We start from the raw sequence: 14,353 nt of genomic DNA, 5'->3' as shown, positions 1-14,353 counted from the left end.
AGTAGAAGAGTTTTTTTATTTATGTTGGCTTTAAAAGTATTCTCCGAATTATTCTTCCCCGCCTTGTGAACACTTTAACAGTTTGATAGCCTTATTAGGAGGCCGTGAAAAAACATGTGTATCTTTTCGACTATGTCTTATGAATCATATTTAGAAATATTCTTAAAAGAATGTTTATTGCCTCTAAGTATTGGGTACACGAAACTAGGGATTAAATTTCAACAGGGAGTGTGAACGATAATTTGATTACGTTTAAGAATGTGTCAAAGCAATATCCAGACGGTACGACCGCCGTGAAAAATATTAATCTAGAAATTAAAGAAGGAGAGTTTTTCGTTTTAATTGGTCCGAGTGGATGTGGGAAAACCACCACCTTAAAAATGATTAACCGTCTTCATGATATTACCGAAGGAGAACTATACATAAAAGATAAGCTCGTATCGGACCACAACATACATGAGCTACGCTGGAACATTGGTTATGTCCTACAGCAGATTGCTCTTTTTCCTCATATGACCATTGCTGAAAATATAGCCATTGTACCGGAGATGAAGCATTGGAAGAAAAACAAAATCAAAACGCGCATTGATGAACTGCTTACCTTGGTAGGACTAGACCCAAAGCAGTATCGAAACCGAAAGCCGTCTGAGCTCTCAGGTGGCCAGCAGCAACGTGTAGGTGTAGCACGTGCCCTCGCAGCTGATCCCCCCGTTATTTTAATGGACGAACCCTTTAGCGCCCTCGATCCGTTAAGCCGCGAACAGCTTCAGCAAGATGTTATTAGCTTAAAAGAAAAAATCAAAAAAACATTTGTGTTTGTTACGCATGATATGAGCGAAGCGATGACGCTTGGAGATCGTATCTGCTTGATGAAAGATGGGGAAATTGTTCAAGTTGGAACCCCAGAGGAATTCATTCAAAAGCCTAAAAATGAATTTGTAAAAACATTTATTGGAAATCAAGGGAATACTTTATTTGAGACATTAGATATGTTTGTCAAAGAAAGTGAACAGCCAGACGTAGAACCTACTGAAGAGCTAGCTTCAACCGCCACTGTTCAGCAGGCAATGGACGCCCTTTACGACCATGAAGCAATAGCCGTGAAAAAAGGGAGCAAACGTATTGGCGTTGTAACGCGCAAAACTCTATTAGCGTTTCTTTCTGATAAAACGAAAGAAGGAGGAACGCTGTAATGAATGCACTAAGCACATTATTAGATCAACGAGGAGATGCACTGTTTCAAGCTCTTCTTGAACACATTCAAATTTCAGTACTGGCTCTTGTTATTGCCGTATTAATTTCAGTGCCGCTCGGACTGTACTTAACGAGGCATGACCGCATAGCTGAACCGATCATTGGCGTAACAGCCGTACTGCAAACCATTCCTTCACTCGCTTTATTAGGATTACTGATTCCTCTTGTCGGAATTGGAACCTTTCCCGCGGTTATTGCACTGTTTTTATATTCGCTTCTTCCTATTGTACGAAATACATATACCGGAATTAAAGAAGTGGACCCATCTTTAATTGAAGCATCCAAAGCCATGGGGATGAACTCGTGGAGACGATTAATCAAAGTAGAACTTCCTCTAGCACTTCCTGTCATTATGGCCGGAATTCGCACAGCGATGGTACTCATTATTGGTACAGCGACAATCGTGGCTCTTATCGGAGCGGGCGGACTCGGAAGCTTAATTTTGCTTGGTATTGACCGAAGCGATAATAGTTTGATTTTATTAGGAGCTATTCCAGCAGCATTATTAGCGCTTATTTTTGATGGAATTCTGCGAACGATTGAACACTCAGCAAAAAAAGGGTCCAAAAAACGCTCGTTCATTATGATTATCGTGTTAATACTTATTCTTGTTTCTCCGTTTGCAGCGATGAGCGCAACAAAACCAGACCTTGTTATCGGAGGGAAAATTGGCGCAGAACAAGATATTTTAATTAATATGTACAAAGAATTAATTGAAGATCAAACCGATATGAAAGTAAATCTTCGTTCGTCGCTTGGGAAAACGGTATTTGTATTTGAGGCTCTGCGTAACAAGGAAATTGATTTGTACCCTGAATATACGGGTACAGCCATTGTGACGCATCTAAAGGAACAGCCGGACAGCAAAGATGAAACACAGGTGTACAAGCAGGCAAAAGAAGGATTTCAAAAGAAATTCGGCCTTGTCTATTTAGATCCAATGAAGTTTAATAATACGTACACATTGACCGTGACAAAAGAATTTGCCAAAGAAAATAATCTAACGACCATTTCAGATTTGGCAAATGCAACAGATAAAGTAAAAGCAGGATTTACGCTTGAGTTTAAAGATCGTGAAGACGGCTACGTAGGCCTTCAAAAAGAATATGGCCTTACCTTCCCGAATATTAAAACGATGGAGCCGAAGCTTCGCTATCGCGCTGTAGAAAAAGGCGATATTAACATGCTTGATGCTTACGCAACGGATCCTGAAATCAAACAGTTTGGTTTAAAAGTCTTAAAAGACGACCAGCAGTTCTTCCCTCCGTATCAAGGAGCGCCTGTGCTTCGTGAAGATACGCTAAAAGAGCACCCTGAACTGAAAAAAATCTTAAATCAACTGGGCGGTAAAATCAGTGACGACGAAATGCGTGAAATGAACTATCAAGTAAACGCAAAAGGAAAAACGGCTGAAGAAGTCGCTCATCAATTCTTAGTGAAAAAAGGATTAATTAAAAAATAAAAATGAAACAAAAAAAAGATCCGAACGATTTATCGTTCGGATCTTTTTTTGGGCGTGATTTCGTTATGTTTCAATCTCTTTTTAATGTGAGAGAAGCGTTAATGAAAATGAGGTCTTATGAACAAGCTAAAGGTACCAAATTTGTTTTCTGATGGAGAGGAGATGCCGTTATGAATTCATTTTTTACGTGTCACCCTGTACAACATTCTTTTCAGCTTTTTTCAGTTGAACATCTTGTAACTTTAGCCATTATTGTGATCATAGGAGCATTTATTTTTTTGTGGCGAAAGCAGCTGCGAAAAAAGAGGTTTGCGTTCGTTTTGCTTTCATTTGTTCTAATTGCTTCAGAAACGGCCTACCAGGCTTGGGAAATCGGATGTCATCAGTGGTCGGTTGAAACTTCCTTGCCTCTTCAGCTCAGTGATATAGTCGTGCTGCTGGCTGCTGTTGTGCTGATAACCAAAAGCCGGTTTCTTTTTTATTTTGTGTACTTCGCAGGAATCAGCAGCTCTGTTCAAGCGATGATTACCCCAGACCTTGGCGGCTATGCGTATGCCCAGTTTCGCTATGTGCAGTTCTATTTATCGCATGGCGGTGTGGTGCTTGCTTGCTGTATACTAATTGCTGCCTGCAGATATGAGCCGACGTTTCGTTCTTTATGGGTAAGCGTAGTATTTGTTAATCTGTACGGAGGTTTTATCTATGCCATGAATCGTTTACTCGGTGCGAATTATTTATACATGATGAGAAAGCCAGAGCACGCTTCCTTGTTGGATGTTCTTGGACCTCACCCTTGGTATTTAGTATGGATTGAAGGAATCATAATTCTTAGCTTTCTTGTTCTTTATCTGCCGTTTTGGGTACATAAGAAAATCAAAGGGAAATCAATTTTGTTGAAGAGAAATGCTAATACTGGTAATTTATAAGTGTAAACTAGCTAGGATTTCCTGAATGAAAAGGAAAAAAACGCCTGAACAAGCTGTTAGAGGCAAACGTAAAAAATAGAAAAGAATAAAGCAAGCACAGACATCAGAAGGAGAGTATCAAAATGAAAACACTGGTTATTTTAGCGCATCCAAATTTAGCATCTTCTCGCATTAATAAAGCGTGGGCAGAGCGGTTAAAGAAAGAAGAGAATGTACACGTTCATGATTTATACGCAAACTATCCCGATTTCAAAATTGATGTAGAAAAAGAGCAGGAGTTAGTTGTTCAATTCGATCGCATTGTGTTTCAATTTCCGTTTTACTGGTACAGCTCACCAGCACTCTTAAAAGAGTGGCAAGATGTTGTCTTAACATACGGATGGGCTTATGGCAGCGAAGGTACTAAACTTCATGGAAAAGAGTTTATCGTAGCTACTTCGACAGGAGGACCTGCAGAAGCTTATCAAGAAGGCGGCTACAACCGTTATCCAATGAATAATCTGCTTCTTCCGTTTCAAGCTACGGCAAATTTAACAGGCATGAATTTCCAAACTCCGTTTTTATTTCAAGGAGCAGGCGGTGGACTGAGCGAAAAAGTCATTCAAGATAGTGCAGAAAGCTACGCTCAATTATTAAGACAATAAAAAAAGCCGCGTCACAGCGGCTTTTTAATTTACATTTGTTCGTGAGAAAGAAGTAAGCAGCTTTTGAGGAGCAATATCCAATCCTTCAATTAGTAATCCTGTCATAGCCGTTAGACTCCCGACTTCAAAAGATTCCCCGGCTCTCCAAAATGCTGATTCACCTTGTTTGATATAAATTTTCAGTCCGTTATCGCCAGCTACCCAGCCTTCCCCGTGAACGACTAAAAGAAGCTGTGGAATCGTAGCTTCTTGACGAGGTGTATAATCATTTTCTTGAAAAGATAAAAAGCTGATTTTGACATCTCCGGTATGAGAAAGTAATGGGTTTACTTTATAGGTAGAATGAAGAAAGGAACGCTCTTCTTCAGATTGAAAACCATATAATTTCATCATTTCATCTCCTTGGTTAAAAAATATAAAAAAAGAAGTCCTTCTCCTTTCATATACGCATACAGAAGAAAAAATAGAACTTCAAAGAAACAGCTGTTTTCTAGAAAATAGCTCCATTTCATCTCCATTTTTTGTCGAAGCTGAAAATTTTTTGAAGGATAGGGAGGAAAAACAGAAGTTTTTTTGAATAGTATAAAAAAAGGTGTCCTCTAATGGACACCTTTTCCTAATTTAAAAATGACTGTAACGCTTGTTTGTTTTCTTCCAGGTCGATGCTTAAAACAGCACCAATACCGGATATTCGTTCATTTGAATAGGAACCTTCAACCGGTAAACGAAGAGATTTTAAATTTGGCTGATTTCCAACTAAAAAATCTTTTCCTATCACAATAAATGTTTTTGGAGGAATATTTGTATCCACATATGGATCAATGACGCCCCATAGCTTAGGAGCTTTCGCCAGTGTCTTTACTTGAAGAGCTTCATCCATTAATTTACCAATCACTTCTTGTTGACGCTTCACGCGCCCGAAATCACTTTGGCTATCATGGCGGAATCGCACGTATCCTAGTAATTTATCTCCGTGAAGAGTTTGTTTTCCAGGTTTTAGGGTCATGCCAATTCCTGATGACATTTCGTGTGGCACGGTAACCGTAATCCCCTCAGGGGCAATCGTATCGGCAACTTTGGAAAAACCTTTAAAATCAACAACGGCATAATAGTTTACATCTACGCCGAAATTTTCTTTAATTGTCTTACGCATTAATTCGGGCCCGCCAAATGCATAGGCTGAATTTAATTTGTTTTTGCCATGTCCAGGAATATCCACATATGAATCACGCATCAAAGAAACAATTTTAGGCTGATTGCTGTCTTTGTCATAATGAGCAATCATAATTGTATCGGCACGCGAATGTTCTTCACCTCGAGAGTCAATTCCAAGAAGCAGCACATTCATGCTATCTAAATTGGCACTTGCACCATTAAAATCAAACTGTCCATCTTTCCCAAAAGCTCCGTCTGCTTCTGCTAACCCTTGTTGGTATTGATAATACACATATGCACCAGCGGCGATTACAAGAATGAGAAAGAAAAGAAGTAGCTTTCTAAAGCGTTTCTTTTTTCTTTGCTTTTTTCTTTTATGTTGTTTACGTTCTGTACGTTCTTCCAAATGTCTCACCATCGCATTCAAAAATATTAATACTTTTTTGTTTGAAACCAATTATGCAAAAAATTATAAAACGACATAATAAAATTAACACTAAGGAATTAGATTAGCAAGTACGTTCACGAGTAAATGGGCGAAGACAGCTAAAATAAGAGAAGGGTATAAATAGAAGAAAGAGGAAATAAAGGTTATTTTTTTCGAGGATATTTGTTATAATCTATCATAGTTAGGGAAAAAGTTCTGTCTTTTAAGAGTGGAATATGAGAAAAGTCTCTGTTTGTTGAGAATCAAATATAGGTCTAAGTGTAGGAAAAAGGAGTGAAGCGAATGAGTATATATGTGTCATCTTCGAACCTTGTGCTGATTCCAGAAGTGGCGTTAAGTCATTGGAAACCTTATGGCGCGGGGGAATTGACCGGAGCTATTATTTCAGGTAAGGATAGTGCTGAAATAATTAAAGAGCTTAATCAATCGTCTATTCTGCCTTTTACAAGTTTTTTCTATCGAAAGCATTTTGTTATTCTGTTTGATAAAGAACAAGTGAAAAATCATTTTGAACAGTTGCTTTTATTATATAAATCTCAGGGCTATATTTTTTATTCTTCTACTTTATACGATGATCATTGGTCCCAGGTCCTTGAAGGAACTAAGCAGCTGCTAACGGTAAATGGACAAGTGGTGCCGGTGCTTGAGCTTGAACAAAACGGTGAATTTGACGTTGTGCGTGATGAAAGTGGTCTGCACATTGTGATAGATGATGACGAAGACGAAGAGAAGCAGCTAGAAAAAAAAGTTCATGAGCTCCCGCTTGAAGAAGGTAACTATTTTATTGGCGATCCGGGATTTGTTGAAAACCGAGACATGCTGGTAAAAGAATATTTTCCTAAAGGTACGTACGAATTTATTTATAGATACGGAGAAAATGGCTGGCTGATGAAAGTAAGTATTCAGCGAAAAGCGATTAAAGAGCAGCTTACTACTCTTCACGCGGCTTTGTCTTAACCTCTATTCATTGTACAATATTGCTAAATAACTATGTTATAATAGTAATATTGCACAATGAAAGGGGTTTTTTTAATGGAAGCACGTTTGCAAAAAGTCGTATCATGGCTGAAGGAAAAGAATGTAGAAACGGCCTTTATTTCGTCAACTGAAAACGTATTTTATTTAACAGGATTTCACACGGATCCGCATGAGCGTCTGCTTGGTTTGTTTTTATTTAATAAAGCGGAGCCGATGCTTGTTTGTCCATCAATGGAAGTGGGTCAAGCAAAAGAAGCCGGCTGGAAATTTGATGTGATCGGATATGAAGATCATCAAAATCCTTGGGAACTTATTAAAGAAGCTTTACATAAACGAAACGTGATAGATGTAAAAAAGGTTGCTGTAGAGAAAGAACAGCTGCTGTATGCGAGAGCTGAAGAACTGCTTAATTTATATCCAAATGCTGAGCTAGTCGGAGCAGAAGAGAAATTAAATCAGCTGCGTTTAATTAAAGATGAGCGTGAAGTTGAGATTCTGCAAAAGGCAGCTGCATTAGCTGATTTTGGCGTGGAAGTAGGCGTAGCTGCCTTAAAAGAAGGCGTTACGGAAATGGATGTTCTGGCTAAAATTGAATACGAGCTAAAGCGAAAAGGAATTCGTGAGATGTCGTTTTCAACGATGGTTTTATTTGGTGAAAAAACGGGAGAAGCGCACGGGAACCCAGGTCTTCGCACGTTAAAGCCAGGAGATATGGTTCTATTCGATTTAGGCGTAGTGTTAGACGGATACTGTTCAGATATCACGCGTACAGTCGCTTACAAGTCGATTAATGATAAGCAAAAAGAAATCTATGAAACGGTACAGCGCGCCGAGCAGGCAGCTCTTGAAGCTTCCAAGCCCGGCACTCGCATTGGCGACTTGGACATGGTAGCACGCGATATTATTACAGAAGCAGGATATGGAGAATATTTCTTGCATCGTCTTGGTCATGGTCTTGGTATCAGCGTGCATGAGTTTCCTTCAATGAGCCGCAACAATAATGATGTGCTTCAAGAAGGCATGGTGTATACGATTGAACCGGGTATCTATATTCAAGGACTTGGAGGCGTGCGTATTGAAGATGATGTAATCATTACAAAGGATGGATACGAAACGTTAACGAAGTACCCAAAAGAATTACAAATTATTTCATAATAATGTCATAAAAATAGAGGCTGCCATGGTGCAGGCTCTATTTTTTATGAGAAAAGAAAAAATTGGTTAAGGTTTCTTGTTTGCTTCTTGAGACAATTTCATAGTATGTTACGAAACGATAACATTTCTATCACATTTTCTAAAAACTATATCGTAAGCGAGTGCTGTAGTATATGCTGTACAGTAGGGGACTTTTTAAGGTCGCAAGCAAGGAGGTTTTTTATGAGTAATTTTACAAAAGATGAAGAATTAATTATACATAAAGCAATAGATGTATTTGGTCAAAAGGACCGAATTGAAGATTATTCAGATGAACGAAAAAAGCATGGTATTCATGTTGTGGCGTGTGAAAATCATCCGCGTCAAGACGTAACCGCATATGCAACGCTCGGTGGACATCAATGTCCGACAGGCTATACAGTTGGAGGGATCCCGCTTCGAATTGAAATCGTTGGGGCTTGTCATGAAGAATTCGGTATTTATTCTGCTATTTTAGCAAACTGTATTTTCCATATGATGAAATCTCATGTCTCCATCTTCCCAGGAGCTATTTATAAAGACGTTATTGCAGTCCTTGATGACAGCTTTCATATGCAGCACATTTTGCTGATTCCGCCGTTTTTATGGGATAATTTTTCAACGATTGAACTATCTGATAAAAAAGTAACGTTTCTGCAGGCCGTTCCGATTTCAGAAAATGAACGTGCTTTTGCACTTGAGTACGGAGTAGATTCATTGCTAAGCCGCTTTGATGCTGAGCAGGTGAATGTCTTCAATTTAGAAAGAAGATCTGTTGTATAAACAAAAAGAGCGCCGACTGAGACGCTCTTTTTTGTTATTGATTAGTAGGTCAATTCTTTTTGCGGTATAGCTTTTTTATGACTCGTTTGGTAGCTGTGAAGCACCATGCCTGCTACGATAACTCCCATTCCAACCCAAGAAAGAAACGATGGCAAAGGACTTGATAGAAGGAAGACCTCTCCTAGCAGGGCAAATAAAACTTCCATCGATTGTGTAGCTTCAACTGCACCTAACTTGTGAGAATCTTTTTTAACAAGGTCAGTTGCTGCAAAAAATAAAACCGTTGCACATACTCCTGAAAGTAAAGCAACTAAACTGCTTTGATATATCTGAGTTGTTTTTGGCAGCCCATCGGTGACGTAGGCATAGACAGAAAGAATAATCCAAAACGGCAGGCTTGAAAGCGTCATTCCAAGCACGCGCTGAAACGTATTAAGTGACGATACCTCCATCATTTTACGGTTGCCAAGCGGGTACGCAAAAGAGGCAATTAAAATGGGAATGGTACAAAGCAAGGCAGTAGAGGCCGACAGTTCAGTCGCATGCTCAAGCTGCATGAGCACAACGCCTATTAAAATAATAAACGAAAAACCTAGCTGCTTGAAAGGAATGCCTCCTCGCTTCTTTCCTTCCTTGTAAAACAAAGGAGCTAGGAGAGATCCCGATAAAATTGTGATTTGCCAAGTTCCTGCAATAAGCCAGCCGGGACCGTAGGCTGAAGCAAAACAAAGAGGAGCGTAGAATAAACCAAATCCAACCGTGCTCCACAGCAGCCATTTTTGCGGCTGGGCTTTTATTTCTGCCACCACAGGTTTGATACCACCCCAAAAATAAACAAGCACAAGCAAAAGAGGTACCATAAAAAAATAGCGCAGAGATGCGCTCCACGCCCAGCTGCCTCCAGATAAATCCATCGCTCGATTTAAAACGAATGTAAAAGCAAAAAAGAATGATGCAGCGATGCCTAATAAAAGAGGCTTCACGTTGATTCCTCCTCATTTGTCAACGCTTCACCTAATGTGAGCCAGTTTGTTTCGACAAGCTGTGATGTTAGGGCGGCATCTTTTTGACGGCAAGCGTTTATGATTTCTTTGTGCTGATCAACGGAAGCAAGACTACCAAGAGAAGAAAAGCGAGCGATTTCCAGACGTTGAATTTTGGCGCTTGTCTGTTTTACAACACGTTCTAGCTCTACATTATTCGCTCGGTTTAAAAAAACGGAATGAAATGCTTCATCCGCTTCGATCGCTTCAAGTACATTTCTTGTTTTGATTGCATGTTCTAGAGATTGGTTGTATTTGATTAGTTCGCCCATATCTTCTTCTTGTAGCGAAGTACAGGCCAGCTTAGCAGCAAGTGCATGAAGAGCTGCGACGACAATAAAAGATTGTTTTGCCTCCTCAAGGTTTAATGGAGCCACTTTTGTAGAAGAGCCAGGTGTCGTTTGGACAAGGCCTTCATCTTCGAGCCTTTTTAATGCTTCTCGAACAGGAGTGCGGCTAACTCCAAATTGCTCAGCCAGTTCTTTATCCTGAAGCTTTTGTTCCGGCTGAAATTCAAGCATAACAATATTTTGTTTAAGTGTTTGATAGACTTCCTCCCGTAGGGAAAGTCGTTTGAGGGGTTGAATGTTATTTTTCATAAAACCAATATATCGCATATTATATTAAATAACAATGTGAAATCTAAAAAACTTCATCTAAAAAGCAGACAGCTGCTTTTTAGATGAAGAGCTTAATTACTGCTGCGCAAAGACTTAGATAAGATGCTCGCAATCGCTTTGCTGTGCTCAACCTGCGTTTTTTTGGACTCTTTTCGTTCAAGAGCTACTTTTTGAAGGCTTTTTTCTTCTTCGGTTTGAGCAATAACTTGAGGAACGGGGGCGGGCTTTCCATTTTCTAGTGCAACAAAGGTGAGAAAAGAAGTTGCAGCAATACGTTTAATGCCCGTTAACAAATTTTCGGCAATGACTTTAACAAAAATAATCATGGAGCTTTTTCCTGTGACAACAACGAATGCTTCATATGAAATAAAATCTTCTTCGGTGACGGGCTCGATAAAGTCAACGTGATCAATGGAAGCTGTAACACACGACTTTCTGGAATGTTTAGCTGCTGAAAGAGAAGCCGTCATGTCCATATCAGCGACAATTTTTCCGCCAAAAAGGGTGTGGTGATTGTTCAGGTCATTTGGAAAAATGTGCTGTGATTTGACTACTCGTGAGACGCTGCAAAGTACTGCTTTTTCACTCATTGAAAACACTCCTTCAAACTGTTTATATGGTTTAATGTATGTTGACTACTTGTTCTTATGTATACAAGTTATAGAAAGCCATTTCGTAAAAAGCTCTTCAAAAGCTTCTATATGGTAAAATAGAGCAAATACGAAAGAGAGGATGAGAGTATGAACTTAACGCAATTTTCTAGAAGAAAATATACGGATTCCCCTACACCTTTAGAAAAGCTATCAGTTTTATCAAAGCAGTTAAATGGACCTTCAATTTATATGAAGCGCGATGATATGCTTGGACTGACAGGGGGCGGAAATAAGACGCGTAAGCTTGAATATCTAGTAGCTGATGCAAAAGCGCAAGGAGCAGACGTGCTTGTAACGTGCGGTGCGATACAATCCAATCACTGTCGTTTGACGCTCGCTGCTGCTGTAAAAGAACAAATGAAATGCGTGCTCGTATTAGAAGAAGGAGAAAATAAAGCAAGCGATCAGCCGACGGGGAACTATTTTCTTTATCATTTATTAGGCGCTCATGACATGCGGTTTGTCGCTGAAGGTTCGGATTTGACAGCGGAAATGGAAAAAGTAGCGCGCGAGCTAAGTGAAAAAGGTCATAAGCCGTACCTAATCCCAGTAGGAGGTTCAAATGTTATCGGTGCAACAGGCTACGCTGCCTGCGCACAAGAGATGCTTATGCAAAGCTATGAGCAGCAAATAAAGCTTAGCCACGTAGTTTGCACAAGCGGAAGCGGAGGCATGCATGCAGGGTTAGTGGCAGGCTTTCAAAGTCTTCAAAGTGACGTGTCTGTTATTGGAATGAATGTGAGTCGTGCTAAAGAAGAGCAAGAAATGAAAGTTGCCAAGCTAACGAGCGAACTTTATGAACATTTACATAGCAAAACGACTTTTAAAAAAGAAGATATTGTTTGTATGGATGAATATGTAGGTCCAGGCTATGCTGTTCCAACAGAAGAGATGGTAGAAGCAGTCAAACTTGTGGCCGGTACGGAAGGGATTTTATTGGATCCTGTGTATACGGGAAAAGCGATGGCTGGTCTAATTGATTTAATTCGAAAGGGTTATTTTAAAAAAGATGAGAATGTGGTGTTCATCCACTCCGGGGGCTCACCGGCTCTTTATGCGTATACATCGATTTTTTCATAAAAAAGCAAGGGATTCGACTCCCTTGCTTTTTTAGTTTATATAGGAATAGTAAGTGAAAACGTCACTCCGGTGTCTGTGTTTTCAGCCGTAATTGCTGCATCGTGCATCGTAACAATACGCTTTACGATACTTAAACCAATACCGAATTCACCGTTTGCTCCTTTTTTAAATGGTTCAAACAAGTGTTCAAGCACGCTTTGATCAATTGGCGGACCATCGTTGCTGATTGTACATTGAACGTTCGTTTGGTGTTTAGCAAGCGAAAGTGAAACCTTCGTATCGGCATAGCGCAGCTGATTATCGAGTACATTTTCAAGGACTTTTGTCCACAGCTCTTTGTCTCCTTTAATCGTTGCGTTTGCGTCGTCAAATTCCCACTGTATTTCAGGGCGCCTCCACCGCAAGCGATCCACTACTTCATGAAGAAGAGCAGTAAAATCAAAGTCGTCTTGTGCAAGCTGGTGAGTGGACATATAGTCAAGCTTGGTTAAGTAAAGCAAATCGCGGATTTTTTTCTCAAGATTTTTGGATTCATCTTCAATGACTTTTAACGTTTGAGATAAATCACCTTTTGGATAAATGCCGTCTTGAATCGACTGAGCGTAGCTTTGAATAACCATTACCGGTGTTTTTAAATCGTGTGAAATATTTTGAAGCAGCGTTTGCTGTGCTTCATCTTTAGATACGAGCCTTTTGCGCATTTGCTCGATGGACGCGCCTAGCTTGCCGATTTCATCGGAACGGTTGACTGTAACAGGCTCATGCCAATTTTGTTCGGCGATTTTTTTTACATCTTTTTCAAGCGATACAAGCGGCTTGCTTAAGTATCTTGACAGCCAAATAGATGGAAGCCAGCTGAATAGAAATACAATTGAAATTACAAGAAGCAGTTGCTTAAAAAGAGTAGAAGTGAGCGCGTTGCGATACGTATCCCAGGAAAATGAAAGCAAAAAAGCAGGCTGTCCGTTTACGCTTACTTTTCGAATCACGTAAAAAAGCGTCCGGTTGCCGAGATCTTTTTCATAGCGAGCGACAATTTTTCGCTGACTGATTGCATCTTCCTGTGCTTTTCTCAAAAAGTCTTGAGGCAACACCCGTGATGAAAAATAAGAGATATCCGCGTGTTCAGGCAATAAAATATGATCCACGGTTCGATTGCCAAGTGTTGGTTCACTGTCTTCATTGCTAAAGTAGTATTCACCTGAGCGGCTTGGCAGGCCGTATTCTTTTAAAATATGCTGTTCATTTTCGATAGTGGTATAAATTTCATTCGTGAAGAACTGCCTGAGCGTCGTTGGGAATAAAATAGCGAGCAAAATTGAAATAAGCAGTAAAATACCGGAGATGACGAGCCAAATTTGAAATGCAAGAGACTTGTTTTTCATGCTTTCATCATCCGGTATCCGTATCCGTAAATTGTTTCAATTCGTGCTTGCGGCATTTTTTTACGTACGCGCCTTACTAAATCATCCACCACTCGGTCTGTGCCGAAATAATCTTCTCCCCAAATGAGATTCAGCAGCTGCTCCCGTGAAAAAGCCTGTCCAAGGTCTTTTGAGATAGTGACAAGAAAATCAAATTCTTTAGACGTCAAATCAATCGGTTTTCCATTTTCACTGACTGTACGCGTATGTAAATCGATTTCATAAGGAGTCAGCGTAATGGTATCGGTTTTCTTTTGATTGGAACCATATACGAGGTTTAGCAGTTTGTTTGCTCGAATAACTAGTTCACGCGGCAAAAAAGGTTTTGATAAATAGTCGTCGCTGCCCATTTCAAGTCCAAGAACTCGGTCAATATCGGCATCGCGTGCTGAAATGAAAATAACAGGCACCTGTGGCGTTTGCTGCTTGATTTCGCGAATAAGCTGATACCCGTCAATGTCAGGCAGCATAATATCTAAAATCCACAGATGCGGAGGAGCTGCAATCATTTCTTTTGCGTCCGTGCCGTTAAAAAATGAGCGAACGTCCCAGCCTTCTTTTTGAAGGTAAAGGGTTAAAACTTCGTTTAAATTTTGTTCATCCTCTACTAAATATAGTGTAAAGCTCAAATTTGACACCTTCCTCTGAATATATGAAAATTAAGGTAAATGAAGCACATTACGCCATCTATGGGCGTTTCTTTAAAGGTC

15 protein-coding genes are annotated in these 14,353 nt (G+C 39.9%); 8 read left to right on the top strand and 7 right to left on the bottom strand.

The features are described from left to right. Positions 1-242 precede the first annotated feature (242 nt). The 4 genes from N178_RS22495 to N178_RS22480 all read left to right on the top strand — a co-directional run bounded on the left by N178_RS22495 (position 243) and on the right by N178_RS22480 (position 4,286). Positions 243-1,193, top strand: coding sequence for an ABC transporter ATP-binding protein (locus tag N178_RS22495; RefSeq protein WP_028410979.1), 951 nt, complete (start codon positions 243-245; stop codon positions 1,191-1,193). Beyond that, a complete protein-coding gene (locus tag N178_RS22490; RefSeq protein ID WP_045295022.1) occupies positions 1,193-2,716 on the top strand; it encodes an ABC transporter permease/substrate-binding protein in 1,524 nt (507 codons plus the stop codon). The genes N178_RS22495 and N178_RS22490 overlap by 1 nt, the downstream gene beginning before the upstream one ends. 170 nt (positions 2,717-2,886) lie before the next feature. Beyond that, positions 2,887-3,642, top strand: a complete 756-nt coding sequence (locus tag N178_RS22485; protein WP_045295021.1) for a YwaF family protein — start codon at positions 2,887-2,889, stop codon at positions 3,640-3,642. Between the two features lie 122 nt (positions 3,643-3,764). Next, positions 3,765-4,286 carry an NAD(P)H-dependent oxidoreductase gene (locus N178_RS22480; protein ID WP_045295020.1) on the top strand — a complete coding sequence of 174 codons (522 nt, stop codon included), beginning with the start codon at positions 3,765-3,767 and terminating at the stop codon, positions 4,284-4,286. Positions 4,287-4,310: 24 nt separating this feature from the next. Here the strand turns inward: N178_RS22480 and N178_RS22475 are convergent, their stop codons facing one another. Together N178_RS22475 and N178_RS22470 are read right to left on the bottom strand one after the other, a co-directional pair. Further along, positions 4,311-4,679, bottom strand: a complete 369-nt coding sequence (locus tag N178_RS22475; RefSeq protein WP_234483765.1) for a cupin — start codon at positions 4,677-4,679, stop codon at positions 4,311-4,313. 223 nt (positions 4,680-4,902) lie between these two features. Beyond that, complete coding sequence (locus tag N178_RS22470; RefSeq protein ID WP_411305340.1) at positions 4,903-5,634, bottom strand: LCP family protein; 732 nt, start codon at positions 5,632-5,634, stop codon at positions 4,903-4,905. A 537-nt stretch (positions 5,635-6,171) separates the two neighbouring features. Between N178_RS22470 and N178_RS22465 the strand changes: the two genes are divergently transcribed. From N178_RS22465 to N178_RS22455, 3 genes are all read left to right on the top strand, one after another. Then, positions 6,172-6,846 (top strand): hypothetical protein, encoded by a 675-nt coding sequence (locus tag N178_RS22465; protein ID WP_045295017.1) that lies wholly within the window; start codon positions 6,172-6,174, stop codon positions 6,844-6,846. A gap of 75 nt (positions 6,847-6,921) precedes the next feature. Continuing rightward, a complete protein-coding gene (locus tag N178_RS22460; RefSeq protein WP_045295015.1) occupies positions 6,922-8,022 on the top strand; it encodes a M24 family metallopeptidase in 1,101 nt (366 codons plus the stop codon). Between the two features lie 222 nt (positions 8,023-8,244). Then, entirely contained in the window at positions 8,245-8,823 is a 579-nt protein-coding gene (locus tag N178_RS22455; RefSeq protein WP_013084584.1) for a suppressor of fused domain protein, read from the top strand. Between the two features lie 41 nt (positions 8,824-8,864). On the opposite strand, the gene N178_RS22450 is transcribed toward N178_RS22455, so the two are convergent. The 3 genes from N178_RS22450 to N178_RS22440 form a co-directional block, all read right to left on the bottom strand. After that, entirely contained in the window at positions 8,865-9,806 is a 942-nt protein-coding gene (locus tag N178_RS22450) for a DMT family transporter (protein ID WP_045295013.1), read from the bottom strand. Continuing rightward, on the bottom strand, positions 9,803-10,483 hold the full coding sequence (locus N178_RS22445; RefSeq protein ID WP_045295011.1) for a GntR family transcriptional regulator: 681 nt from the start codon (positions 10,481-10,483) through the stop codon (positions 9,803-9,805). The genes N178_RS22450 and N178_RS22445 overlap by 4 nt, the downstream gene beginning before the upstream one ends. Positions 10,484-10,557: 74 nt before the next feature. Continuing rightward, positions 10,558-11,076: an acyl-CoA thioesterase gene (locus N178_RS22440; RefSeq protein WP_013058600.1), complete on the bottom strand. Its 519-nt coding sequence runs from the start codon at positions 11,074-11,076 to the stop codon at positions 10,558-10,560. A gap of 150 nt (positions 11,077-11,226) precedes the next feature. Between N178_RS22440 and cuyA the strand changes: the two genes are divergently transcribed. Further along, positions 11,227-12,219 (top strand): D-cysteate sulfo-lyase, encoded by a 993-nt coding sequence (gene cuyA / locus N178_RS22435; RefSeq protein WP_045295009.1) that lies wholly within the window; start codon positions 11,227-11,229, stop codon positions 12,217-12,219. A 35-nt stretch (positions 12,220-12,254) separates the two neighbouring features. On the opposite strand, the gene N178_RS22430 is transcribed toward cuyA, so the two are convergent. After that, entirely contained in the window at positions 12,255-13,604 is a 1,350-nt protein-coding gene (locus N178_RS22430) for a sensor histidine kinase (RefSeq protein ID WP_045295007.1), read from the bottom strand. After that, entirely contained in the window at positions 13,601-14,272 is a 672-nt protein-coding gene (locus N178_RS22425) for a response regulator transcription factor (protein ID WP_045295005.1), read from the bottom strand. The genes N178_RS22430 and N178_RS22425 overlap by 4 nt, the downstream gene beginning before the upstream one ends. Positions 14,273-14,353: the final 81 nt, after the last annotated feature.

The sequence above is a fragment of the Priestia aryabhattai B8W22 genome (assembly GCF_000956595.1).
Classification (GTDB): domain Bacteria; phylum Bacillota; class Bacilli; order Bacillales; family Bacillaceae_H; genus Priestia; species Priestia aryabhattai.
The sequence above is the reverse complement of the archived record's forward strand: the minus strand, read 5'-3'. Positions and strand labels throughout refer to the sequence as shown.

Bases quoted from the DNA above. Each gene is read 5' to 3' on its own strand.
- N178_RS22490 (WP_045295022.1), top strand. From the start codon at position 1,193: ATGAATGCACTAAGCACATTATTAGATCAACGAGGAGATGCACTGTTT.
- N178_RS22485 (WP_045295021.1), top strand. From the start codon at position 2,887: ATGAATTCATTTTTTACGTGTCACCCTGTACAACATTCTTTTCAGCTT.
- N178_RS22480 (WP_045295020.1), top strand. From the start codon at position 3,765: ATGAAAACACTGGTTATTTTAGCGCATCCAAATTTAGCATCTTCTCGC.
- N178_RS22475 (WP_234483765.1), bottom strand. From the start codon at position 4,679: ATGATGAAATTATATGGTTTTCAATCTGAAGAAGAGCGTTCCTTTCTT.
- N178_RS22470 (WP_411305340.1), bottom strand. From the start codon at position 5,634: ATGAATGTGCTGCTTCTTGGAATTGACTCTCGAGGTGAAGAACATTCG.
- N178_RS22465 (WP_045295017.1), top strand. From the start codon at position 6,172: ATGAGTATATATGTGTCATCTTCGAACCTTGTGCTGATTCCAGAAGTG.
- N178_RS22460 (WP_045295015.1), top strand. From the start codon at position 6,922: ATGGAAGCACGTTTGCAAAAAGTCGTATCATGGCTGAAGGAAAAGAAT.
- N178_RS22455 (WP_013084584.1), top strand. From the start codon at position 8,245: ATGAGTAATTTTACAAAAGATGAAGAATTAATTATACATAAAGCAATA.
- N178_RS22445 (WP_045295011.1), bottom strand. From the start codon at position 10,483: ATGCGATATATTGGTTTTATGAAAAATAACATTCAACCCCTCAAACGA.
- N178_RS22440 (WP_013058600.1), bottom strand. From the start codon at position 11,076: ATGAGTGAAAAAGCAGTACTTTGCAGCGTCTCACGAGTAGTCAAATCA.
- cuyA (WP_045295009.1), top strand. From the start codon at position 11,227: ATGAACTTAACGCAATTTTCTAGAAGAAAATATACGGATTCCCCTACA.
- N178_RS22430 (WP_045295007.1), bottom strand. From the start codon at position 13,604: ATGAAAAACAAGTCTCTTGCATTTCAAATTTGGCTCGTCATCTCCGGT.